Raw genomic sequence first — 25,079 nt, 5'->3', positions numbered from 1 at the left:
TTTTGTTTCGATCCTAATGTCAGTGTTCAGCGAGCGCTGTTCAGTCGGATAAATAATATTCCACCGTCGTCACCACACGGACTTTTTTGATTTGCGGGTTGTTTCGATCCCGCGCCTGAATACTGAATTGACCTTGGGAGGCGCGTTTGATTTTACCCAGTGTACTGTCGGAATCGGCGGCAAATTTCTCCGCTACTTGACGGGCTTTTTTAGTGGCTTCTTCAATCATTTTCGGTTTGACTTCATTCAAACGGGTGAAGATGTATTCCGGCTGACTGTCATAGCCCCCGGTCAGCACAATCCCCTGCTTGCCTAGTTGCGACATTTCACCCATGATCTGACGCACTTGATCAACGTTTTTGGAATAGACTGTCACCGTTTGCATGGCGGTAAAACGAAATTCCGGAGCCGGGCCGCTGCCGTAATTCTGCGCGGATTTGTCAGTGATATTCGGCGTGGAAAAGCTGATTTCCGTTTTCGCCACCCCGTTTTTCAGCAAAAACTGCTCAATGGCGTCCGAATTCTGTTCAATGGCTTTGTAAAGCGCCTGAACCGAGTTTTCCGCCACGCTGAAGGTAATCGGCCAGATGACAATGTCCGCCGGATACTCCTGTTCCGCCAAGCCTTTAACCACCACCATGCGATCCAGTTGCTTGACATCAATGGCCGACTTGCCCAGCACCCAGCCCAGCGTACTCAACCCTAAAAAAATAAAAAAACCCAACACAATCGCGCCGCTACGATGAAGGGGGCTCACAGATGCTGTTGCCATAATGGTCGTCTCCTTAAAGTGTAATGAGTTCAAATCCGGTATCTTTTAGGGTGTCTTTCAGACCGCTGTGCGTCAGCACCGCGCTTGAGGCCTGGTCATTTTGCAAATAGCGTTGTGCCACGTCTCGCACATCCGCTAGGGTGGTGGACAAGACACCTTCTCGGTAAGCCTTACGCAGATCGTGTGTGCGCCCGTAAAGTTGCTGGTAAAACGCTTTTCGCGCTTCCCCTGCCGGTGAACCGGGCTTATCCAGCGCGCTGATGACGTTTAATATCGCTTCGTCCACTTTCGCCTGAGTGGCCTGTTCGCTCATCACCCAATCCAGCGCTCGATCAAAGTCGGCATAGGTTTCCAACAGGCGTGGATCACGGTATGAGAAGAACACAAAGGTACCCGCTTCGGCATTATAGCTGGCGCCACCGCCGTAAGCCCCGCCTTTTTCTCGGATTTCCGAGTGCAGAAAGCCGTTACGCAGGCAAGCCCCTAGAATGGAGAGTTTGGGGGCATCCGGGTGTCCAGCCGACACCGCCGGATACGACTTGGCACAGAAATTCACCTGAGTGCTGGTGAGCCAGGCCTGGTGAATCGGCGTGTGCGAAGCGGTCAGTTGCAAACCCGGCTCCGATGTGACATCCGAAACAAATGGCTGCCAGGACGATAAATTTTCCTCAACCGTTTGCAAACCACTTTCATCCGAAATCACTAGTGTTTGTTTGTTTGCCTGCAGCAATTTCGCCTGAATCCCCATAAACAAGCGGCTAATGCGTGCCAGCTCACCCTCGCTATCCAGTTGATTGTAGAGGGATTTAATGGCCTGAATCCCGGCAAAACCGGAGCGATTGAAATGCCAGTTAGCCACTGGAGACGCATTTTGATTGGCGGCGGACATCGCCAGACCATGACCGTTGCCGGTAATGCCATGATCCATGGAGGAGCGGATTTGACCGATCAGGTCACGAATGCGATCAAATTCGTCAAAACGCACTTTTGTTAAGGTCTCCAGCATTAAATCCGCCAGGCCTGGTTGATTTCGATTCAGGGCTTTTCCGGACAGAATAAAGTGACTGTAAAACGAGTCGCCATCCTCTAAATGCGAACGTACCGCCGATTTGGCCGAGAGTCCGCCGGTCACAGCGGCTTGCAGCGATTGCGTCTGCAAATAATCGCGCCCGGCCGAACCCAGTTCAGTCAAACAGGCGTTAAACAAAGGCAAAACGACCTGTTCATCCGTTGTTAGATCGGGCAGGTCGAGAATCAACTGAAGGTAGCTCAAGCCGTTGGTACCGGCTTGATAGGTCGTAACCTTGGGGACTTGCGATACGTTTTCCGGTTGAATTTCTTTAATCTCCGCCGGGACATCCGCCTTAGTGACTTCCGGCAGGATACTGGCATCATCTTGTTGCTCTTGTCGCGCCTTCAAGGCCAGCGAGCGTGCAACAATCGCCTGTTTTTCCGCATTGCTCAGGGCGTCCTGAATTTGCTTTAATTTGGCTTTTTCGCTGGCATCCTGCTCAGAAGACAACTGGTCGTCCGGTTTCAGCGTCAAGCGCACACGATGCGGATTATCCAAAATCCAGCTTTGAATCAGGTTGGGAATAAACTGGGCGTCGGCGGCTTCCACGCGCAAACGCTCTAAAGCGGCATCCGTATCCAGCAGTGCAATCGGATCGCCTTCGTGCATGGCACCCGCCAGTGATTGCAGAATCAACTGCAGCCCGTATGGGTAGGTGTCACCTCCGATTTCACGTTGCGATAATTCCAGCTGGTGCAACATGGCCTCCACCTGTTCTGGGTCAATGCCGTCTCTGACAACCTGTTGCAGCGTCTCCAAAATCAACGTCTCAACGGCATCAGCATGCTCCGGCTCAGAACCTTGCACCCCAACGGCAAACACCATTTCTTTGTTGCTGTCTTCCAGACCGCACAAAGGGGAAGGCGCGGTCGCCAAAGGCGATTCTTCCAATGCCTGACGCAAAGGCGAGGCACTGTTGTCCAATAAAACAGCGGTGAGCAAATGCCCCTTTAAAACGTCCATTGGATCACGGTTTTCACCCAGCAACCAGCCCATCACTATGTGGGTCTTTTTAGACAGTTCTTCTTCATTCAGGGCATAGCGGCTTTCGCAGGTTTTGGGGTGCGTGTAGCGGCTTTCTTGGCCGACCATAATCGGTTCGACGCGATCTTCAAAACGCTGCAGCGCAAGCTGCTCAAACTGGGTTTGGTGTTCGGCAGCGGAAATATCCCCGTAGGTCATAAACACCGAATTCGATGGATGATAATGGTAGCGATGAAATGCCACCAATTGCTCGTAGCTCAACTCTGGAATGTCTTTTGGATCGCCACCACTGTTGTAGTGGTACGTCGAGGTCGGATAGATTTCGGCCGAAAACGTTTGCCACAGTGTCGATACCGGCGAACTCATCGCTCCTTTCATTTCATTGAACACCACCCCTTTATAGGTCAGTTCGGAGGTCGGGTCGTCCATCTTCGAAAACTCCAGACGGTGACCTTCTTGGGCAAAATCTAAAGGATCAATATTGGGGAAAAACACCGCGTCCAGATAGACTTCCAATAAATTCTGAAAGTCCTTTCGATTTTCCGTTGCAAACGGGTAGGCCGTCCAATCACTGGAGGTAAAGGCATTCATAAAGGTGTTTAAGGAGCGGCGAATCATCATAAAGAAAGGGTCGCGCACCGGATACTTTTCACTGCCGCACAAAACAGTGTGTTCCAAAATATGCGCCACACCGGTGGAATCCATCGGCACGGTTCGCAAGGCCACGATAAAAACGTTCTGCGGATCATCCGCGGCCAAATGGTAATGTTCGGCGCCCGTTACCTTGTGCTTGAAATGCTGGACGGTAAGGTTTAGAGAGTCAATAAAATGTTCGGTAATGAATTCAAACGCGGGATGATGTTTTGGCATAGTCTCTTCTTAATCGTTTTTGACAGACACCGTTAAGCATCTGATTTAATTCAATAAAAAAGGCCGTCAAATGCGGCCTTTTCATACAAATAAAGACGGTTACACTTCCTTAATGGACAGTTTGACGCGCCCCTGTTTGTCGATGTCAATCAAGCGCACTTGGAGTTCCTGCCCTTCCTTGAGGTACTGATTGACGTCTTCCACTCGCTCGTCCGCAATTTGCGACACGTGCACCAAGCCTTCTCGGCCCGGCATATAGGAAACAAACGCACCAAAATCGACGATTTTCACCACTTTGGCGTCATAAAGCTTGCCGATTTCCGGCTCGGCCGTGATTTGCGCAATGCGTGCCTTGGCGGCCTCGGCACTCGCATCATCCACCGCGGCAATTTTCACATTGCCGTCGTCGTCAATTTCGATGGTCACGCCCGTTTCTTCGGTAATGGAGCGAATGACCGAACCGCCTTTACCGATGATTTCACGCACTTTTTCCGGCTTAACTTTAATGTTGAAAAAGCGCGGTGCGGTATTGGCCACATCGGTATTCGACGCCGTAATGGCCTGTGCCATTTCTTGAAGAATGTGCAGTCGCCCCTCTTTGGCCTGACGCAAAGCGATCTCCATGATTTCACGGGTAATGCCGGTGATTTTGATGTCCATCTGCAAGGCGGTCACGCCTTGATCGGTTCCGGCCACTTTAAAGTCCATGTCTCCGAGGTGATCTTCGTCGCCCAGAATGTCGGACAAGACTGCAAAACCGGATTCCTCTTTTACCAACCCCATGGCGATACCCGCAATCGGTGCGGCAATCGGTACACCGGCATGCATCAAGGACATGGAGGTACCGCAAACCGTGGCCATTGAAGAAGAGCCATTGGATTCGGTAATTTCCGACACCACGCGAATGGTGTAAGGGAATTCTTCAGCGGTGGGCAACAAGGCGGCCACACCTCGACGTGCCAGCATACCGTGACCGATTTCACGACGCCCCGGCGATCCGACACGACCGCACTCGCCTACGGAATAAGGGGGAAAGTTATAATGCAACATGAAGCGGTCAGTGAAGGAGCCGGTCAGCTCGTCCACGATTTTGGCGTCTTTTTCCGTGCCCAGAGTAGTGACCACCAAGGCCTGGGTTTCACCGCGAGTAAACAGAGCCGAACCGTGCACTTTTGGCAGAACACCGACTTGGCAGTCGATTTGACGAATGGTTTGAGTGTCACGCCCATCAATGCGCGGCTCACCGGCAATAATGCGACCACGGACAATCTCTTTTTGCAATTTGCCCACCATTTTTTCAATATCGCCGCTCGCATAGCCGTCGGTGTTTTCATCCGTGGCTTCGAGCGTTTGCAACGCCTTGTGCTTGGCGGCATCAATCGCGGCATAACGCGCCATCTTATCGGCAATGGTGTATGCGGCTTCAATGTCAGCGCAAATTAGGCCGTACACCTTGTCTTTCAACTCGGTATTTTCGGTGATGGCTTGCCAGTCCCACTGGGGTTTGCCCACATCGGCTTTCATTTCTTCAATGGCGGTGATGGCCACCTGCATCTGCTCGTGACCGAACATCACCGCGCCCAGCATGATTTCTTCAGACAGCTCGGCGGCTTCGGACTCGACCATTAACACCGCTTCCGATGTGCCCGCAACGCTCAGTTCCAAATCGGAATCCAATAAGGCTTCAGTGGATGGATTCAGTAGATATTCATCGTCTTTGTATCCGACAACCGCCGCGCCAATGGGGCCGTCAAACGGGATGCCGGAAATCGCCAACGCCGCGGAGGTGCCTAACATCGCCGGCACTTCTGTGCCGACTTCTGGATCCAGAGACACCACTGTGGCAATAATTTGCACTTCATTCATAAAGCCTTTCGGAAACAGTGGACGAATGGGGCGATCAATCAGGCGGGAGGTTAGGGTTTCCTTTTCCGAAGGGCGACCTTCACGCTTTAAAAAACCGCCTGGAATGCGTCCGGCGGCATAGGCTTTTTCCTGATACTGCACCGTCAAGGGAAAAAAGTCCTGACCGGGGTTGGCACTTTTTGCCGCCACGGCGGTCACCAACACTTGGGTATCGCCCATGGCGACCATCACGGCACCGTCCGCTTGACGCGCGATTTCACCGGTTTCCAAACGCACTTCATGCTTTCCATATTGGAAAGTCTTTACATACTTAGCCATACTGCTGTTTCCTTTTTCCATAGGGTGAGCATTCAAACCGCAAAAACCGTCAAGGAAACCTGAATCCTCAGAGGCTTTACACCGTGATATAAGAGATGTACCGCGTGGCGAAAGTCGCTGAGGATTCAGGCTTGTCTCGGTTTCAGACGATTGAGCCGATTCGAATGATCTTTTTTGATTGAACTTTTTGATGAGTCAAAATAGCCTTGCCATTTTACAACAAATCCCCTCACAAACAACCTTTCTGATGGAAGGCTTTTTGACCCGAAGGCCAGACGAAAAAAAACCCGCAAAGCGGGTTTTTTGAATACAGAACAGGATCCGATCGGCCTGGTGATTACTTACGCAGACCGAGCTTTTTGATCAGTGTAAAGTAGCGTTCTGCATTTTTCTTGTGAAGATAATCCAACAACTTACGACGACGGCTGACCAGACGTAGCAAGCCAGCACGTGAATGGTTGTCGTGAATATGGGATTTGAAGTGCTCCGTTAAGTAGGTAATGCGGTGAGTCAACAAAGCCACCTGCACTTCTGGCGAACCGGTGTCACCCTCTTGTGTGGCGTATTCAGCCACGATTTTTGCTTTATCTTCAGCAGTCAACATCATTTTATCCTTTGATCAATCGGTTTATAAAATTTTGCGCTCCGCAACCGATGGCAGAACGAAAAAGTGGATTATACACAAACCATGTCCTTTGTCCACGAAATATTGGGGCAAAAACTCAGTGGCGGCCAAAACCAACCATATAGTGCTCAAAATGCGATAAATCGTTGCTGAGGGCACGAATCAAGTGATCGAGACTCACCACGGCGTTTTCAACCAGATTCACCGCAATATAAGGGTGTTCGACTTTCAACCGATCGTACATCGGACGCTTGATTTCCAACAATTCCACTTCTTTCGAGTAGGCATACATTTTTAACATTCGCGGTTTGCGGTCAAAAAACGACATTTCACCAATCAGATTGCCCGACCCCTGAACGGCGACTTCTGCTTCGTCCTGACCGTCATTTACGGAAAAACCGACTTTACCGTTTACAATGAAAAACATCGAATCGCCAACCACGCCCATATCTGAAATCACATCATTACGTTTTAGTTTTTTTTCCTGAAGAAAGTGCGACATCACTTCAACATCGGGTCGGGTCAAGGATTCGCAAATGGCGTTGGCTTGAAAGTAATCAAACAGTTCGGCAGGGGTCATCTTTAACATAGTCATTCTCTTCTATTACTTTGGATTGTTTGGCCCGAATAATTGCCTTGGCTCAGCCCGCCAAGTGCTTCGTTTCTGGCGGTGTAAAACCAAATTTCTACGCTATCACTGCGCAAACGTATGAATCGAAGAACCGGTCGTAAACATTCGGGTTTAAAGGTTATTGTGATGGCTTGCGGCCAATAAAGGACGAAACCGGTCGTCCATCGGGCAGTGTTTCTATTCTATCAACAATTACGTCAAAGTCGGAAAAGGTTTTGGCCAGCTCATCGGGTTGCAAAATGAAGTTCGGGTTTTTGGGCGACCCGAACGCCTCAACACCGCTAACAAAGGTTTGCATCACCACAAAACCACCCGGTCGGATCGCATCGTGTAATTGTGATAATAAGCATCGGTTCAAATAACGCATCATCACAACCACATCCACCTTGTCATTTGGAAGGCAATCCGTCTCATCCACGGAACAGCATTTCCAATCGACGCTGGCGTTCTGACGTTCGGCAAATCGCCGAGCTCGCGACAACACGGCTTCCTGCTGGTCGATGGCGGTGACATCAAACCCCTGCAACGCCAGATAAACCGCATCGCGACCGCCGCCGCATCCAATATCCCATACTTTTTGCGGTGACGTTGATTGCTGTAACCATTCAAGCCACCAAACCAATAGCGGGTTCGGCTGCCAAAGGCGTTTGGAGCTCATGCCGGAAACCCCCAGGCCTGGTGATTTTTGCAATTCTTTGAGGTAAGCGGTTTCATCCCATGTGTGAACAACTGTGTAGCCTTTTTCGTTGAGAAAGGCGCAAGCCTCATGCAAACTTGCCGCGTTACCCACCAGTTGCAAGTCAGACGGACGTGGTGGCAGCTCCGATAAGCGTTCTTTCAAATCCGGCCAAGGTAAATGCGTCGCGCCACGAAAGTGAGCGGCCGCATAGCGGTCGGCCGGACGCAAATCGACCAGAGGAAGCGCTTCGTCAAACGACGCGGACATGCGAATCAGTCCGCCAAATTAAACAGACGTTTCGGCTTGAGCAGGTTTTTTTCCGTTTGCCATTCACCCACGCCGATGAAACGCTGCTGCGGATCATAGAAACGCACCAACTCCGTCTCCGGTTTCGCCACCGCCAATTTACCACCGTGCTGAATCGTCCGCGTATCGGCTTCGTTCAAGTATATGGCTTGCAGGTGTTGCAAGGGTAAATCGAGCGGTTGCAGATGCCCGGCCAAATCCTGTTCGATGGTTTCCAATGTCGCCATGTTGTCACCGTGCAAACTGCCGGTTTGAGTGCGATGCAAGGCGGTTAAATGCCCGATCGTTCCCAGCGCTTTCGCAATTTCTTCACCCAGAGTACGCACATAGGTGCCTTTGGAACAAAAGACCTCAAACGTGATTTCGGTCGGGTGAAAATCTATCAGCGTCAATTCATATATGGTGATCGGTCGTGGTACCCGTTCCACTTCCACGCCTTTACGGGCGTATTCATAAAGCGGAATACCTTGATGCTTCAAGGCCGAATACATCGGCGGCAGCTGCATGATGTCGCCTTCAAGTTCCGTTAAAACCATTTGAATGGTGTCGGCGTTCAAGGACGGCACGTCTGCGGTTTGCTGCGGATTGCCGTCCTTATCGCCCGAATCGGTTTCGACGCCGAGACTGAGTGTGGCGATGTAACGTTTATCGGAATCCAATAACAAACCGGAAATTTTAGTCGCCTCACCAAAACACACTGGTAACAGTCCCGTTGCAAACGGATCCAAAGCGCCGGTATGCCCCGCTTTTTTGGCATTATATAAACGCCGCACCTGCTGCAAAATACCATTAGAGGTCACGCCTTCCGGTTTATTGAGCAAGACGATGCCGTCAACAGCTTGCCATTGTTTTTTTACCATAAGACCCGCTCGACGTTTATTTTTTGTTCTGGTGCAAGGCTTTGAAAATCAGTTCTTCAATATGACTGGCGTTTTCCGCCACTGTGTCATAGAAGAAGCGGATTTCCGGCGTAATGCGCAACTTCATGCGTTTACCGATTTCGGAACGAAAGAATCCTTTAGCCTTTTCCAAGGCCTTAATGGCATCTTGAGCCGCTGGCTCCTCTTCATTGGCTCCGATAATTGTAAAATACACTTTGGCGATGCTTAAATCCCGGGAAATCTTGCACTCGGTGATATTCACCTTTTCCAAACGCGGGTCTTTGGTGTCACGGTGCAGGATTTCGCTGAGGGTTTTGCGAATTTCAAGCGCAACACGATTGGGGCGACTGACTTCGTCATTCATACGGTTCTTCTCTTAATAATTGGCTTGTGCCAAACAACAATGCCCCTCGCGGGGCACTGAAAAAAATATCGAATTGTTCGCGAATTGTTTCAAACCGGACGCAAAAGCGCCAGGCCTGGTTCAATTAACTCAAGGTGCGTTTGACGGCAACGCGTTCGTAAACTTCGATCTGATCGCCAACTTGAACATCGTTGTAGTCTTTCACGCCGATACCGCACTCCATGCCCTGACGCACTTCTTGAACATCGTCCTTAAAGCGTCTCAAGGATTCCAGTGCGCCTTGGTAAATGACCACATTATCACGCAATACACGAATCGGGTTGTTACGTTTAACCATGCCTTCGGTCACCATACAACCGGCAATGAGACCGATTTTCGGTGCCTTAAAGACATCACGCACATCGGCAACACCAATGATTTCTTCCTTGAAATCCGGTTCCAGCTTACCTTCGATGGCACGTTTCACTTCATCGACGATTTCGTAGATGACGCTGTAGTACTTCAGGTAAACCCCTTCACTGTCGATCAAACGTTTGGCTTTGGTGTCGGCACGCACGTTAAAGCCGAACAGCAAGGCGTCCGATGCCAGCGCCAAGTTGGCATCGGTTTCGGTAATGCCGCCCACACCGGACGAAATGACCGACACTTTGACTTCTTCGTTCGAAAGTTTCACCAGCGCGTCCACAATCGCTTCGATGGAGCCTTGCACGTCCGCTTTCAGGATAATATTAACGTTTTTGATTTCGCCCTCTTCCATGCGATTAAACATATTATCGAGTTTCGCTTTTTGCTGGCGGGCAATTTTCATTTCTTTGTGTTTGCTCTGACGGAACATGGCGACTTCACGCGCTTTACGCTCGCTTTCGACCGTGATCATATCGTCGCCAGCCACCGGCACACCGGACATCCCTAGGATTTCCACCGGAATCGATGGCCCCGCGCTTTTGACTTGTTCGCCATTCTCATTAATCAAAGCACGAACACGACCGTATTCCATACCGCACAAAGCAATGTCGCCTTTTTTCAAGGTGCCGGCCTGCACCAATACCGTGGCGACTGGTCCCCGGCCTTTATCCAGGCGGGATTCAACCACCACGCCTTTTGCAGGACCTTCCAACGGTGCTTCCAACTCGAGAATTTCCGATTGCAGCAGGATGGCGTCGAGCAGATCGTCAATGCCTTCGCCGCTTTTGGCGGACACGCGGATGAATTGAACGTCACCGCCCCATTCTTCCGGCACAACTTCTTCAGTCACCAGTTCTTGCATCACACGATCCGGATTGGCGCCCTCTTTATCCATCTTGTTGATGGCGACCACCATGCCCAGATTCGCCGCTTTAGCGTGCTGAATCGCTTCTTTGGTCTGCGGCATCACCCCATCGTCTGCTGCCACCACTATGACCACCACATCGGTGACCTTAGCCCCACGCGCACGCATGGCGGTAAAGGCTTCGTGCCCCGGGGTATCAATGAAGGTCACGCTACCGTGGCCAGTTTCAACATGATAAGCACCGATGTGCTGAGTAATCCCACCGGATTCGCCGTGTGCCACTTTGGCCTTACGAATATAGTCCAGCAAGGAGGTTTTACCATGGTCAACGTGTCCCATAATCGTCACCACGGGTGAACGCGTAACGGTTTCGCCATTGTAATCTTGGTTGACCACATCGTCTTCAATCTGGTTTTCATTCACCAGCAACACTTTGTGCCCCATTTCCTCAACCACCAGCTGAGCCGTTTCTTGGTCGAGAACCTGATTGATGGTCACCATACTGCCCAGCCCCATCATGGTTTTAATGACTTCAGTGGCTTTAACGGCCATTTTATCCGCTAAATCCGAGACCTTAATGGTTTCACCCAAGGCCACTTCGCGCACCTGCTTTTCAACCGGTTTTTGGAAACCATGTTCGTTATTTGCCGATTGATTGGATTTCTTATGCCCACCTTTGTGACGGCGGCGTCCGAAGGCCTGATCGCCCGACATGGCTAGGGTTTTCTTGGACAATTTTTCTTTCGGCTTGGGCTTGCCTTTGTGTTTCAGTTCTTCTTTTTCATCTTTGGCGGAAACGGGTTTGCCCTTTTTATCGTTCTTGTGTTTTTTGTCTTTATTTTCGACAATCGGCTGCGGTGCGATCGCCTCAATAATCTCTTCCGGCAAAGTCGGTTCAGTGGCCACTGGGGCTTCTGAATCGACGGATGGCGCTTCCTGAGCGTTATGTTCGACCACCTCCTTCTGCACTGGCGTTTCCGCCACGGCTTCCTCAGTCGCATCTTCTACCACTTCTTCAACCGGCTCTTCCACCACTTCCGGTTTTTTCACATAGGTGCGTTTCTTACGCACTTCAACGTTTACCGTGCGTTTTCCGGAGCCGGACGATAGGTTTAACTTCTGAACCTGTTTGCGCTTCAGTGTCACCTTTTTGGGTGCATCCACCTTATCACCATGAAGGCTTTTTAAATAATTAAGCAAGGTGAGTTTTTCATCATCCGACAAAAAATCGGCTTCCTTCTTACCGGACACCCCAGCACTTTCCAGCTGGGACAATAGCTTATCCACCGAGACATTCAGTGTTTCAGCAAACTGTTTTATGGATACTTCAGACATACAATTGTGTCCTCCTAATTATTCGAACCATGGTGCGCGTGCTTTCATAATCAACTCACTGGCGACGGATTCGTCAAGCTTCACCATTTCCAGCAGTTCGTCGGTTCCCAATTCAGCCAGATCTTCTTGCGTAATGATGCCCTGGGTGGCTAAGGTTTTGGCGAGCTCTTCGGTCATGCCTTCCAGATCCAACAGATCCTGAGCCGGTTCCGCCAGAGCGGTTTTTTCTTCATTGGCAATCGCCTGCGTCAATAACGCATCTTTGGCACGCGCTTTCAGGACAGATACGATTTCCTCATCGAAACCGTCAATTTCAAGCATTTCACCTGAGGGCACATAGGCCACTTCTTCCAACGTTGTAAAGCCTTCACTGACCAGAACTTCCGCCAAGTCTTCATCTACATCCAGGCCATTGACAAACAACGCCATTTGCGTTTGAGATTCCGTTTCATGCTTGGCCGCCATATCGGTTTCCGACATGACATTCAGTGTCCAGCCGGTTAATTCTGTGGCCAAACGGATGTTCTGACCATTCTTACCAATGGCCTGCGACAACTGCTCATCATCCACCGCCAAATCCATAGTGTGTTTATCTTCGTCCACCATAATGGAGGTGACTTCGGCCGGTGCCATGGCATTAATGACAAACTGGGCATCATTGGCGTCCCAAAGCACAATATCAATGCGCTCACCACTGAGTTCGTTGGTGACGGCCTGAACACGACCACCACGCATACCGACACAGGCCCCAATCGGATCCAAACGTGGATCATTGGCACGCACCGCGACCTTGGCACGTAACCCAACGTCACGCGCCGCGCTCATAATATCAATTAAGTCGTCGCCGATTTCGGGCACTTCAATGCGAAACAGTTCAATCAGCATTTCTTTGCAGGCACGCGACATGAATATTTGTGCGCCGCGTGGACGGAAGGAAACGTCTTGAACATAGGCACGCACTCGATCCCCCATTTTAAAACTTTCGCGATTAATCAACTCGGAACGCGGAATAATCGCATCGACGTTATCGCCCATATCCAAAATCACATCACCACGGTCGATACGCTTCACCTGACCGGTCAGGATTTCACCGATGCGCTTGGAATAGACTTCCACCACTTTTTTGCGTTCCGCTTCACGCACTTTCTGAATAATCACCTGTTTCGCTGTCTGCGCTCCGATGCGACCAAATTCAATGGACTCAATCGGCTCTTCAATGTATTCGCTTGGCTCGATGTGCGGTTCAATGTCCACGGCATCCATATGACGCAAATACCAGCCGACGTGATCTTCAATCTCGACATCGTCCTCGATCACTTCCCAACGGCGGAAGGTTTCATAATCGCCAGTGCTTCGGTTGATCGACACTCGCACATCGATTTCATCGTTATGATTTTTTCGGGTAGCCGTTGCCAATGCGGCTTCAACGGCTTCAAAAATAATATCCTTGTCTACGCCTTTTTCGTTGGACATAATCTCAACAACGGCTAACACTTCCTTACTCATTTCCATTTCCTCAAAAGTAGGGGATTGATCGATGTTCCCATCGACTTGCATCAATCAGCGATTAAAACTGTGGCACCACATTCGCTTTATCAATCTGGGCGAATGGAATCTCGAATAATTCGCCGTCCACTTCCACCACTATGCCGGTATCGTCCACACTCGTCATTTTGCCTTTGAAGCGTCTACGCCCCATCACCGGAGCAGCGGTGCGCACCTGTAGCTGTTGGCCCTGATAAGGCACGTACTGTGACGGCTGAAACAAAGGACGATCCAGGCCTGGCGAAGACACCTCCAACATGTAGGCACTGGCAATCGGGTCTTCCACATCCATAATGGCGCTGACCTGACGGCTCACGTCACCGCAATCATCTACCGTGACGCCGTCGGTTTTATCGATGTAAATTCTTAACGTCGAATGTTGACCGGCGGGTAGGTATTCACAGCCCCAGAATTCAAACCCCATTGATTCAACCGTCGGCTTTAACAAGGCTTCAATTTTGTCTTCTAATGTCACGTAATTTCCTCAGTGCGAAAAATAAAAAACCCCGTTAAAACGGGGTTTTATTTTTATTGAGAAAGCGTTTTGGGAAGCTCTGCCTCAGCTTCTAAATCAAAAGATGCGGCAACTTCTTAAACCAAATCCCGCGCTTTCTTTGTAGATGATTCAAAAGTGTCGCTCATTATACTTAAATTTCCCCGCTGTTCAAGTAAATTCACCCTTCAAGCCGAACTTGCGTTTAAATGACACAGCTTAAGGTAGATCAAGGCGGTCATCAGAGCATCGTTATAGGCATCATGCTGACCCAAATTGGGAATGCCCAGATTCTGCAAAATGGCATCAAAGCCTAAATCAATATTCGGTTCCACACAGGAACGGTGATATTTTTTCATAGCGTGTTCATAATACAGGCCGGACACTTCGATTTGCGGATTGGGCAAACTTATTCCCAGCCAAGGTTGTATGATTTGATTGACCATGGCGACATCAAACGCCAGATAATAGCCCACCAGGGTGCGGCCTTCGATAAACGCCAAAAAATCCCGCATGGCTTCTATTTCAGTTTGATAAACGTGCTCACTGTTTGCCACATCCATATTTCGTATATGATGCACTTGAATGCTTTCTGCCGAAATCGACTCGGACTGTTGAATCAGAAGATTCAAACTTTGACTGGTCTGAATGCGATCACCATCCATTTTGAGCGCACTGAGCGAGACAATGCGGTCTTTTTGCGGATTCAGGCCAGTGGTTTCACAGTCAAAACACACAAATCGATCCGGCATGGCTTCAAAAAGAAAATCAAACTCGGGGTGCTTTAACTTTTTTTTCATCGTGGCCAAACGACGGTGGCGTAACCAAGTTTTCAACCCGTTCATTATTACACCATGCTGTGTAGGTTGAAGTGATGTGTCAGGCGTTTTTTAAACGTATCCACGACATGAAAACTTTGTTTTAACAAATCCTGATTCATATGCGACAGCGCCTCCAGACGGATTTTATTATTTGGAATCGTAACGCCTTCATTGAGCTGCTCCAACATCGACTGCAATCGCAAGGTGTTCAAAAAGTTCAGTGTTTCGCCCAACTCCAAACCAAACTCCTTTTCAAATAGGCCTTGATCCATTAACGCTTTAATGCGCCAGTGCGTATTGGTTTTGTCAATCCCCGCTTCCAGGGCATAACAACGCACGCCGTGCACCAGCGTGAAGATGCCGCCCTTCTTAATATCCAATAAATCATGCCCCGATTCCGTTTCAGACACCAAACCACCAAAAAAACCCACCGGGGTTGGAAATCTTAGGGTGGCTACCGCAAAGTGCCTTAAAAAATGGTCATATTCTTGGGTTTTTTGCATCAATCTGTGTTTGAGCTGTTCCAGCCATTCGGATCGACCAAAAACCGACTCGGCATCATAGAAAATCGCGGCATTCATAAAATGATCGTCGGAAGGTTGATCGAACCAGCGATCAATCTTGGCTTCAAACTCGGATTGACGCATACGCCATTCCGGGTTGGATAACATAATATTCCCCGGACAGGGCGGGAACCCCATTTGTTTTAACCGATCAATAAATACCACCGCAAAGTCGGACAAGGCCTCTTCCTCCGATGCCGAGAGGGCATCATCAAAAATCAACGCATTATCTTGGTCTGTGCGAATAACTTGTTCCGAGCGCCCTTCACTGCCCATGACACACAGACACACTTTATCCTGCAATGCGCTCGGCAGTAACAGCCCGACCAATTTCGCCAACATTTTTCGATGCAGTTCATTCACCAACTTGGCAATGTAATGTGTTTTTATCCCTTTTTGATTCAAGTTTTGAATCAATCGATCTATTTGAGGCCCCACCTCAATCAAATCGTCAACAGAACGGGCCTGGTCTACTTTAATCAAGACCAGACCCGATTGATTTGCGAACAGGCTCATGAGATCTTTCTGATGTAAAATGCCCACAAAATCCTTGTCATCTCGAACCACCAGTCGATCAATTTGATAACGGGTCATTTTGAGTAACGCATTGAATAAATAATCGTATTCATGTACCGAATAAACAGGTTTATGGGCGATTTCGGCCAAGACCCCCGGTTGCTTCACTCGCTCAATTGAATCCGATGCAATAAACTTCAAAACATCGCTGGAGGTCACAATACCCGGCGCTTCTTGGTCAAAAATCACCAAACAGGCATCGGATCTGACGGCCATCATTTTTTGCGTTGCAACCAATAGAGATTCAGTCGATTCAACTCTGACCAAGGTTTGAATGGGCGCACTGCACACTGTGTCCATCATCACTTCTGTTGACGATGACGACTGTATGGCTTCATGAATTCGATTCAACTTCTCCACGATGGAGGCGTTAAAAAAATTGGAAACGCTCTCACTGCTGTCTAAAGCTTTGAGAAAAAGCGATTTTGGCAATCGGTAGGCAATCACCTCTTCAATCATTTCAAACACAACGGTTTTTTGGTGCTTATCGAGCAAGATCGCATCACCAAAGTAACCTCGCACGCCATATTGTGCCGTGATCATTCCCTCTTGCCATTCGGCGACTTTGCCCTTAATCACAAAATACAACGCTTGATCTTCGGAAGCATTTGTCACTTCCAATCGGGTTTTGGCGGGCCAGTATTGAACATCCATACTGTCGGCCAAAGTGTTCAACAGTTTTTCATTCAAACTATCAAAAGGAGGCGTTTGAGATAAAAATTCACGTTGTTGTTCAAAGCCCATAAGTCTCTACTCAATTCGTTATTCATCAAGCATTTCATCATAACGTGAACACCGGATAAATTCATGGTTTTCATGCGGTAACGGCTTTTTGAACGTAAAAAAGGGTGCTTATAAAGCACCCTTTTCTTATTCTATCGTGTTACAGAAAATTAGGACTATTTGCCGTGGGCTTTCGCCATAAATTCATCTGTATCACCTCGGTCACTGGTCACTTTACTGATCACAACCGTCGCAATCACCGCAATCGGAACCGAATAGAGTGCCGGATTAACCAGAACATCCAGTCCAAGCATGGTTTCCAAACCGAAGAATTTCGAGAAGGTAAACAGCAGGGAGGTCACCAGACCGATGGCCATCCCCCAGATGACCGCTTGACTGGTCAACCCTTTCCACCAAACAGCAAACACCAGCGCCGGAGCAAAGGTCGAAGCCGCAATGCCAAAACACATTCCTACCAACATAGCGACGTTTTCCTCTTTCAACCAGACCGACATGGCAATGGCCACAACGGCCAGAAAGAAAGCGCCTATTTTTGCAAACTTCAGCTCTTCTTCATCCGTTGAATCCGGTTTGATCACGCCTTTATACAAATCATGCGCCAACGAAGAGGTGGCTGAAATCAACAAGCCCGCCGAGGTACTCAACATGGCCGCCATGGCACCCGCCGCAATTACCCCCATCAGGATCTGACCGCCGAGCATATCACCGAGCATGGGCATGGTCATGTTTTTCGCTTTACCGACTTCACCATTGGCGATCATCTGCAACAACTCAGGATAAAGAGCATACATCGCAATCAAGCCAACAAAGAAAATCGCCGCATAAAACACGGCCAAGCCCCAAATGGTAATCTCAGCTGACTTACGCGCGTCAGAAGCATTGGCAACCGTGTAAAACTTAATTAAAATGTGTGGCAGACCCAAAACCCCCAGGAACAGAGCCAACACCAAACTGGCATTGTCCGCCAAGCTGCGCAGCCCAACCCCAGGCGTCACCGCCGAGGCCGCTTCCGGCATCATCTCACGAACCGCCGCGACCGCTGCCCCTAGGTCCGAAGCGGCGGCGGCCGCCGCGACCGCAGCCGGGTTTTCAGCCGCTAATTTTGCCGGCACCATTTGAGAACTGGCTTCGATAACCCCCGCCGGATTTCCACCAAACAGGTGAATAATACCAAATACCAGTAAAAACAACATGGCACCAAACAGAATCGTTCCTTGAATGGCCTGGTTATAAGAGGTACCTTTCATACCACCGATAATAACAAACAACGCCATTAAAGAACCGGTGACCAAAACCGTCGGGAGATAATCCCACCCCAGCAACAATCCAAACAGATGCCCGGCACCGACAATTTGCGGGACTAAATACATAATACACAGCACCAGTGTCGATAACATGGCGACCGTTCGGATCTGCTTGGCATTCTCAGAAAAACGGGCATTTAAAACATCGGCCACTGTGTATTTACCCACATTCTTGAGAGGGCTGGAAATGGTCATTAACACCACCACCCAGGCCGCAAAGAAACCAATAGCCAGCCACCAGCCATCCACGCCCATCAAAGCAACCGCGCCTGCCACACCCAAGAAACTGGCCGCCGAAGCGTAATCACCCAGCATAGCCAATCCATTCACCTGCGGGGAAATGCCGCCGCCGGCCACATAATAATTAGCTGTTGACGCCGTCGAACGACGGTGATAAAAACTGATCCAAATGGACAAGGCGATCCCAAGCCCAACGATAATTAATGCAACTAAATTCTCCATTATTCCTGCCCCTCTGAATCCATTTTATTCAGATAAAGCCGAGTCATGACCACACCTGTTACGATGATTAATAGTCCACCCCAAATGGCTAGCGGCAGCCCCGCAATTGGCATGGCGGCAATGTCTTTGAAAGTGGCTGATGTCATCAGCGCAATTCCAAAGTACATCACAGTATAAATGGCCAGTAATATGGCCGCGAACGTCTCTTTGCTATTCACAAATATCTCCTCTTTAAGACATTTCTTGGGTTGAAATTCGACACTCGAAACCTATCCGAACGTGTTTTGATAAAACTCGAATGGGCTCAAACAGGGGTTTCCGATCTTCGATTTATTCATTTTGTCATTGTTTTGAAGAATCGAATATAAACAAGATCTGATACATCCAACTTGTCGAATTTAATAAACACTTATTCTGTCAATACAGTTAACACGCTGCTCCAGCGAAAACAAACGGTTTTGTATTGTTATCTAAGGGCAGTCGTTCCTGTTCGGTGAATTCTGCGCAAGCAATCAGAATTGACTGAAACTTAAACTTAGACGTCCCCAGACATCAGATAAGCCCGTTAGGGCAAACCACTCGCATTGCTAATGGCTTGACCCCAAACCTCTTACTCAATACCGCCTAATCGGCCGGTTTTCATCAATTTGATTAATGGTGTTTTTCCATAAACTGATCCAAAATTGTTGGATCTTCCAAAGTGGATGTATCGGAGGTAATTTCCTCGCCCTTGGCAAGGCTGCGCAGCAAGCGGCGCATGATCTTACCGGAACGGGTTTTTGGCAGGTTGGAGCCGAAACGAATGTCATCCGGTTTCGCAATCGGACCGATCTCCTTGGCCACATGATTGCGCAGCTCCTGCACCAGTGCCAGACGCGCATCGCCCTTCGGAACATCCATATTCATCACCACAAACGCGAAAATCGACTCGCCTTTCACATCATGCGGCTTCCCAACCACCGCCGCTTCCATTACATGTTCGTGCGATACCAGTGCCGATTCGATTTCCATGGTGCCAAGACGATGCCCCGAGACGTTTAGAACGTCATCAATACGCCCCATAATCCAGAAATTGCCGTCGTGATCTAAGTGAGCGCTGTCGCCAACCACATAGTATTTATTGTTGAACATGGCGAAGTAGGTATCTACGAAACGCTGATCGTCATTCCAGATGGTGCGCAGCATGGAAGGCCAAGGCTTGCGAATCACCAAATAGCCCCCCTCTCCGTGGGTCAACTCGGTTCCTGTTTCATCGACAATATGCGCATCAATGCCCGGCAAAGGCTTTGTACAAGAACCCGGTTTCAAATCGGTCACGCCCGGAATCGGCGCAATCATATTGGCACCGGTTTCGGTCTGCCACCAGGTATCCACTATCGGACATTCGCCGCGACCGATCACATCGTGATACCAAATCCAGGCTTCCGGGTTGATCGGTTCGCCGACCGTTCCCAGCAGACGCAATTTTGATAAATCGTATTGCTTTGGCACCTCGTCACCAAACTTCTCCAGGGCGCGAATTGCGGTCGGAGCCGTGTAGAAAACGGTTACCCCATGATCCTGACAGACCTGCCAGAAACGACCGGCATCTGGATAGGTCGGCACCCCTTCAAACATGACAATGGTCATGCCCATGGCCAAGGGGCCGTAGGCCACATAGGTATGGCCGGTAATCCAGCCCACATCAGCCGTACACCAGAAAACGTCGCTGTCTTTTAGGTCAAACACCCACTCATTGGTGATGTAAGCGTTCAGAAGGTAACCACCGGTGCTGTGTTGAATGCCCTTGGGCTTGCCGGTGGAACCGGACGTGTACAGCAGAAACAGCGGGTGTTCCGCATTCACCGCCACAGGGTCGTGATAATTGCTCATCCCCGCCACGGCGTCATGCCAAGAAATATCACGCCCTTCTTTCATGGCCACTTCATCGTTGGTGCGATGATAAACAATGACTTTGCGAACAGAATCACCGCCCTTTTCAAGCGCCGCGTCAACCGCGCTCTTTAATGGAACGGATTTTCCGCCGCGCCGTCCAGCATTGGCGGTGATGACCATACGGGCACCGGCATCTTCGATACGGTCGCGCAAAGCTTCCGCCGAGAAGCCGCCGAATACGATGGAGTGAATGGCACCGACACGGGCACAGGCCTGCATGGCAAAAACCGCCTGTGGAATCATCGGCATATAAATAATGACGCGCTCGCCTTTTTCGATACCCTGTGCCGTTAAGGCATTGGCTAGGCGGCAAACTTCATCGTGCAGTTCCTTGTAGGTGTATTGTTCAACCGAGCCATCGTCGGCTTCGAAAATAATCGCCAGCTTGTCTTCTTTTTCTGCAAGATGACGGTCAATACAATTATAGGAGGCATTCAGCTCACCGTCTGTAAACCATTTGTAGAAAGGAGGCTTAGAATCGTCTAATCCAATCGTAAAATCTTTGGACCATTCCAGCTTTTCTCTGGCCAGATCACACCAGTAGCCTTCATAATCGGCTTCGGCTTTGGCTTTCAGTGCCTGATATTTTTCGTCAGTGATATTAGCCTGACGTTTAAAATCGTCGGATGGTTTGAATATACGATCTTCGTGTAAAATCGATTCAATATTATTAGACATTCAAGTCTCCTATTTTACAAATTGAGTCTTTTGTGCACATTCTAATGGTTATGCCCTTCAAAAGGAATAAAAAGTGTTTATGAACGCCTGCCGCCTACGAATGGCGTGCGAAAGTTAAGACGAACAAAAAAGGCTAAAGGAAGGCTAAAGGACAACCTGTGGTTGCCAACCTTCGCTGACTAACTGCTCCAAGAGCGCATCATCCGGCCTAAAAACACGCTCCTTGGGCGTAATTAATTGCGCCCTGGCCTGGTCACTCTGATAATCTACGACAAACGGCAGTCCGGCTTCCGCCTGGTAGGGCGCCAGCAAAGCCGACAACTGCTGAATGCTTTCCGGTGTCACCTTGGCATTCACCTGCACCTTAATGGCTCGCGCTTTTTCCACCCGCGCCTCCGCCAGGGTCACCACTTGTTCGGCATCCAGTTTTATGCCACCGTTAAACGTATCCTCGGATACTTCACCGTAAATCAGCACCACCGTGTCCGGTTGCAGTATGTCTCGACAGGTTTCAAAAACCGCCGGTCGCAACACCACTTCCATTCTCGCGGTCTGATCATCTATGGCCACAAAACCCATGCGATTGCCGCTTTTAGTGGTTTTGCTTCGAGCTTCAACGATCAAACCCGCGGCCCATTTTTTGACCCACTTTTCCGGTCGCAAGGACGCCAACCCCTGCTCAACGTATTGGGACAGCTCTTCACGGTACATTTCAATCGGGTGACCGGTCATGTAAAGCCCCAATACGTCTTTTTCACCCTTTAAGCGCAACTTGGTTGACATTTCTGGCACAGCCACTAATACATCCGCATTTTCGGCCTCGAACGACAACACATCCCCAAAGAGGTCGCCCTGGCCTGCTTCCTCATCTTTGTGCTTCTGCTCGGCCTTCTGCATCGCCAGCCCAATACTGTCAAGCATCGCTTGGCGGTTATCGTGCAAACAGTCCATCGCACCGGCACGAATTAAAGCTTCAATCACCCGTTTATTGACTTTTCGAGTCACTCTGAAACAGAAATCGAACAAATCTCGATAAGCGCCATGCGCCTGACGCTCGGCAACAATGCCTTCCAACGCCGACTCCCCAACGCCCTTAATCGCGCCCAGGCCGTAACGCACCACCTTTTCCTCGGTTTTGACCGACTTAAAGTGAATTTCGCATTCATTGATATTGGGCTGGCGAACATCAATCCCCATGGCATAACATTCGTTGACCATGTGCACCACTTTATCGGTATTGTCCATGTCCGACGAAATCTGCGCCGCCATAAACTCCGCCGGATAATGCGTTTTCAGCCAAGCCGATTGATAGGACACCAACGCATAGGCGGCCGAGTGAGATTTGTTAAACCCATACCCGGCGAACTTTTCCACTAGGTCAAAAATTTTCATCGCCAAGTCGCCGTCAATACCGCTCTTTACCGCCCCGTCTTTAAACACAGAGCGCTGCTTGGCCATTTCTTCGGGCTTCTTTTTCCCCATCGCACGACGCAGCATGTCTGCACCGCCCAGCGTATAACCGGCCAACACCTGAGCGATTTGCATCACCTGTTCCTGATACAGAATCACCCCATAGGTCGGTTCCAGAATCGGTTGCAAAGATTCGTGCTGGTATTGTGCGTCTGGGTAAGAGACTTTTTCCTTACCGTGCTTACGGGCAATAAAGTTCTCCACCATGCCCGATTCCAGCGGGCCAGGTCGGAACAAGGCCACCAGGGCGATAATGTCTTCGAAGCAGTCGGGGCGCAGGCGAACAATCAGGTTCTGCATGCCCGTCGATTCCAACTGGAACACACCCGTGGTTTTACCGGTTTTGATCAGGTCAAAGGTTTGAGTGTCGTCCAGTGGAATACGCGCGATGTCCACAAAGCCCTCATCGCCGGGTTGCTTGCCATCGTTGATAAAATGCAGCGCCCAGTCAATAATGGTGAGTGTCCGCAAGCCCAAAAAGTCAAACTTGACCAGGCCTGCGGTTTCCACATCGTTTTTATCCAACTGGGTGACCACACTGCTGCCATCCGGTTCACACAGCACAGGGCAGAATTGATCCAAAGGTTTCGGACCGATGACCACCCCGCCGGCGTGCTTACCGGTGTTTCGCACCGTGCCTTCCAGCTTCAAGGCCAAATCAATGAGCAGACGAACGTCTTCTTCATTATCGTAACGCTCCTGCAGCATTTCTTCCTCTTCCAGGGCGTCTTTGAGCTTGATACCTAAATCGTTCGGCACCAACTTGGCAATGCCATCCACCACGCCATAACCAAGCCCCAGAACTCGTCCCACATCACGCACGACGGCTTTGGCCGCCATGGTGCCGAAAGTGACGATTTGCGACACGTGATCTTGGCCGTATTGGCGTGACACATAATCAATGACCTCATCGCGTCGTTCCATACAGAAATCGACGTCGAAATCGGGCATGGACACCCTTTCCGGGTTCAAGAACCGTTCGAACAGCAGGTCGTATTCCAGCGGATCCAAATCGGTGATTTTCAGCGCATAGGCCACCAGGGAACCGGCACCGGAGCCACGCCCTGGGCCGACCGGCACCTCGTGATTTTTACCCCACTGAATGAAGTCGGCAACGATGAAAAAATACCCAGGGAAGCCCATCTGAATGATGATATCGAGTTCGAACTTGAGTCGATCGTCGTATTCTTGACGCTTTTCGGCAAATTCTTCAGCGGATAAATGCCCGAACAGGAATTTCAAACGCGCTTCCAACCCGTTTTGCGATTCCTGAATAAAATATTCGTCCATCGTCATACCTTCCGGCACCGGAAAATCCGGCAGGAAGTAAGTGCCGAGGGTCAGAGTGACATTACAACGCTTAGCAATTTCCACCGTATTTTCAATGGCTTCCGGCAAATCGGCAAACAGCTCGACCATTTCATCGGACGTTCGGAAATACTGTTCTTCGGAATAGGTTTTCGGACGGTTAGGGTCATCCAGAATATGTCCGCTGTGAATGCAAACACGCACCTCATGCGCATCAAAGTCCTCTTCCGCCTGAAAACGCACATCATTGGTGGCGACGATTGGCAGTTCATAGCGCTGGGCAACGTCCACGGCACCGTGTAGGTAGCGCTCTTCTTTATCCCGTCCGGTACGCACCACTTCCAGATAAAACCGATCCGGAAAATGGGTTTGCCACCAATGAATGCGTTTCGCCACCAAGTTCGGCTTTTGAGCCAATAAGGCTTCGCCAATATCGCCGTCACGCCCACCGGATAAAATAATCAAACCGTCGTGATGGCTGGCCAACCAATCCTGTTGCACCAACGCCTTCATTTCGTTGTTAACCAACTTCTGGTTTTTAAGATACGCTAAGGAAATCAGACGTGAAAGATTCAAATACCCTTGGTTATTCTGGCACAAGGCCACCACTCGGAACACGGCACCATCCGCCGCTTCGACCTGTAAATCCGCACCGATAATGGGCTTGATTCCTGCGGATGAGGCCGCAGTGTAAAACTTAATCAACGCGAACAAGTTCATTTCATCCGTTAACGCTAACGCCGGCTGACCATGCTCCAAGGCATGATGAATGGCTTGCTTGACGCGAAGCGTTGAATCCACCACCGAGTATTCTGAATGAAGATGCAGATGAACAAATTGAGTTGATTGAGTCATGAAAGGTCGCAAATTGTAGAAAGGGTTATTTTGAGCAAACGCCGAGTGCACACAAAGCAAACTCTAAAGCATAGGCTAAAAAGGCACAGCAAAAGCGCCACTGGCCGGATGCATGGCTTATAATAGGAGGATATTCTATGATAATTTTGGCTCTTTTATTCGGAAATTTCCAATGACAGCGGCTAGGCCACAAGCTTTTTGGCTCGACACAGAGCCGGTTCTTTTTCCACCAACCCACCTTGCGCTAACCGAACCGGACGGTTTATTGGCGGTCGGCGGCGATCTGACCGTCGAATGGTTACTGGCCGCTTACCGTCGTGGCATTTTCCCATGGTTTAATGACGGCGAACCC

General features: G+C 49.7%; 17 protein-coding genes and 1 pseudogene. 1 reads left to right on the top strand and 17 read right to left on the bottom strand.

The genetic code is table 11. The features are described 5' to 3' along the window. Positions 1-40: 40 nt before the first annotated feature. The 17 genes from ACP5D0_RS03875 to dnaE all read right to left on the bottom strand — a co-directional run bounded on the left by ACP5D0_RS03875 (position 41) and on the right by dnaE (position 24,727). Complete coding sequence (locus ACP5D0_RS03875; RefSeq protein ID WP_472364266.1) at positions 41-772, bottom strand: SIMPL domain-containing protein; 732 nt, start codon at positions 770-772, stop codon at positions 41-43. A 13-nt stretch (positions 773-785) separates the two neighbouring features. Beyond that, a complete protein-coding gene (locus tag ACP5D0_RS03870) occupies positions 786-3,698 on the bottom strand; it encodes an insulinase family protein (protein WP_472364265.1) in 2,913 nt (970 codons plus the stop codon). A 99-nt stretch (positions 3,699-3,797) separates the two neighbouring features. After that, on the bottom strand, positions 3,798-5,882 hold the full coding sequence (pnp, locus tag ACP5D0_RS03865) for a polyribonucleotide nucleotidyltransferase (protein WP_472364264.1): 2,085 nt from the start codon (positions 5,880-5,882) through the stop codon (positions 3,798-3,800). 337 nt (positions 5,883-6,219) lie between these two features. Continuing rightward, positions 6,220-6,486, bottom strand: coding sequence for a 30S ribosomal protein S15 (gene rpsO / locus ACP5D0_RS03860; RefSeq protein ID WP_472364267.1), 267 nt, complete (start codon positions 6,484-6,486; stop codon positions 6,220-6,222). A 118-nt stretch (positions 6,487-6,604) separates the two neighbouring features. Further along, positions 6,605-7,096, bottom strand: a complete 492-nt coding sequence (locus tag ACP5D0_RS03855) for a Crp/Fnr family transcriptional regulator (RefSeq protein WP_472364263.1) — start codon at positions 7,094-7,096, stop codon at positions 6,605-6,607. Between the two features lie 160 nt (positions 7,097-7,256). Beyond that, entirely contained in the window at positions 7,257-8,084 is an 828-nt protein-coding gene (locus ACP5D0_RS03850) for a methyltransferase domain-containing protein (RefSeq protein WP_472364262.1), read from the bottom strand. Positions 8,085-8,089: 5 nt separating this feature from the next. After that, the gene (truB, locus tag ACP5D0_RS03845; RefSeq protein ID WP_472364260.1) at positions 8,090-8,983 is read right to left on the bottom strand and encodes a tRNA pseudouridine(55) synthase TruB; all 894 of its coding nucleotides are present in this window, start codon (positions 8,981-8,983) and stop codon (positions 8,090-8,092) included. 16 nt (positions 8,984-8,999) lie between these two features. Beyond that, a complete protein-coding gene (gene rbfA, locus ACP5D0_RS03840) occupies positions 9,000-9,368 on the bottom strand; it encodes a 30S ribosome-binding factor RbfA (protein ID WP_472364259.1) in 369 nt (122 codons plus the stop codon). A gap of 124 nt (positions 9,369-9,492) precedes the next feature. Further along, positions 9,493-11,973, bottom strand: a complete 2,481-nt coding sequence (infB, locus tag ACP5D0_RS03835) for a translation initiation factor IF-2 (RefSeq protein WP_472364258.1) — start codon at positions 11,971-11,973, stop codon at positions 9,493-9,495. Between the two features lie 18 nt (positions 11,974-11,991). After that, the gene (gene nusA / locus ACP5D0_RS03830; protein ID WP_472364257.1) at positions 11,992-13,479 is read right to left on the bottom strand and encodes a transcription termination factor NusA; all 1,488 of its coding nucleotides are present in this window, start codon (positions 13,477-13,479) and stop codon (positions 11,992-11,994) included. A 61-nt stretch (positions 13,480-13,540) separates the two neighbouring features. Continuing rightward, the gene (gene rimP, locus ACP5D0_RS03825) at positions 13,541-13,993 is read right to left on the bottom strand and encodes a ribosome maturation factor RimP (RefSeq protein WP_472364256.1); all 453 of its coding nucleotides are present in this window, start codon (positions 13,991-13,993) and stop codon (positions 13,541-13,543) included. A gap of 206 nt (positions 13,994-14,199) precedes the next feature. After that, positions 14,200-14,856 (bottom strand): 3'-5' exonuclease, encoded by a 657-nt coding sequence (locus ACP5D0_RS03820; RefSeq protein ID WP_472364255.1) that lies wholly within the window; start codon positions 14,854-14,856, stop codon positions 14,200-14,202. Between the two features lie 2 nt (positions 14,857-14,858). Then, positions 14,859-16,715, bottom strand: coding sequence for a DUF294 nucleotidyltransferase-like domain-containing protein (locus ACP5D0_RS03815; RefSeq protein WP_472364254.1), 1,857 nt, complete (start codon positions 16,713-16,715; stop codon positions 14,859-14,861). A 155-nt stretch (positions 16,716-16,870) separates the two neighbouring features. Then, positions 16,871-18,481, bottom strand: a complete 1,611-nt coding sequence (locus ACP5D0_RS03810) for a sodium/solute symporter (protein ID WP_472364253.1) — start codon at positions 18,479-18,481, stop codon at positions 16,871-16,873. After that, the gene (locus ACP5D0_RS03805) at positions 18,481-18,699 is read right to left on the bottom strand and encodes a DUF485 domain-containing protein (protein ID WP_472364252.1); all 219 of its coding nucleotides are present in this window, start codon (positions 18,697-18,699) and stop codon (positions 18,481-18,483) included. The genes ACP5D0_RS03810 and ACP5D0_RS03805 overlap by 1 nt, the downstream gene beginning before the upstream one ends. A gap of 433 nt (positions 18,700-19,132) precedes the next feature. Further along, the gene (gene acs, locus ACP5D0_RS03800; RefSeq protein ID WP_472364251.1) at positions 19,133-21,094 is read right to left on the bottom strand and encodes an acetate--CoA ligase; all 1,962 of its coding nucleotides are present in this window, start codon (positions 21,092-21,094) and stop codon (positions 19,133-19,135) included. A 144-nt stretch (positions 21,095-21,238) separates the two neighbouring features. Then, entirely contained in the window at positions 21,239-24,727 is a 3,489-nt protein-coding gene (dnaE, locus tag ACP5D0_RS03795; RefSeq protein ID WP_472364250.1) for a DNA polymerase III subunit alpha, read from the bottom strand. Positions 24,728-24,899: 172 nt separating this feature from the next. On the opposite strand from dnaE, the pseudogene ACP5D0_RS03790 reads away from it, so the two are divergent. After that, positions 24,900-25,079 (top strand): annotated as a pseudogene (locus ACP5D0_RS03790) (leucyl/phenylalanyl-tRNA--protein transferase); the annotation flags it as partial.

This window comes from Hydrogenovibrio sp. (assembly GCF_049975065.1).
Taxonomy (GTDB): Bacteria; Pseudomonadota; Gammaproteobacteria; order Thiomicrospirales; family Thiomicrospiraceae; genus Hydrogenovibrio.
The sequence above is the reverse complement of the archived record's forward strand: the minus strand, read 5'-3'. Positions and strand labels throughout refer to the sequence as shown.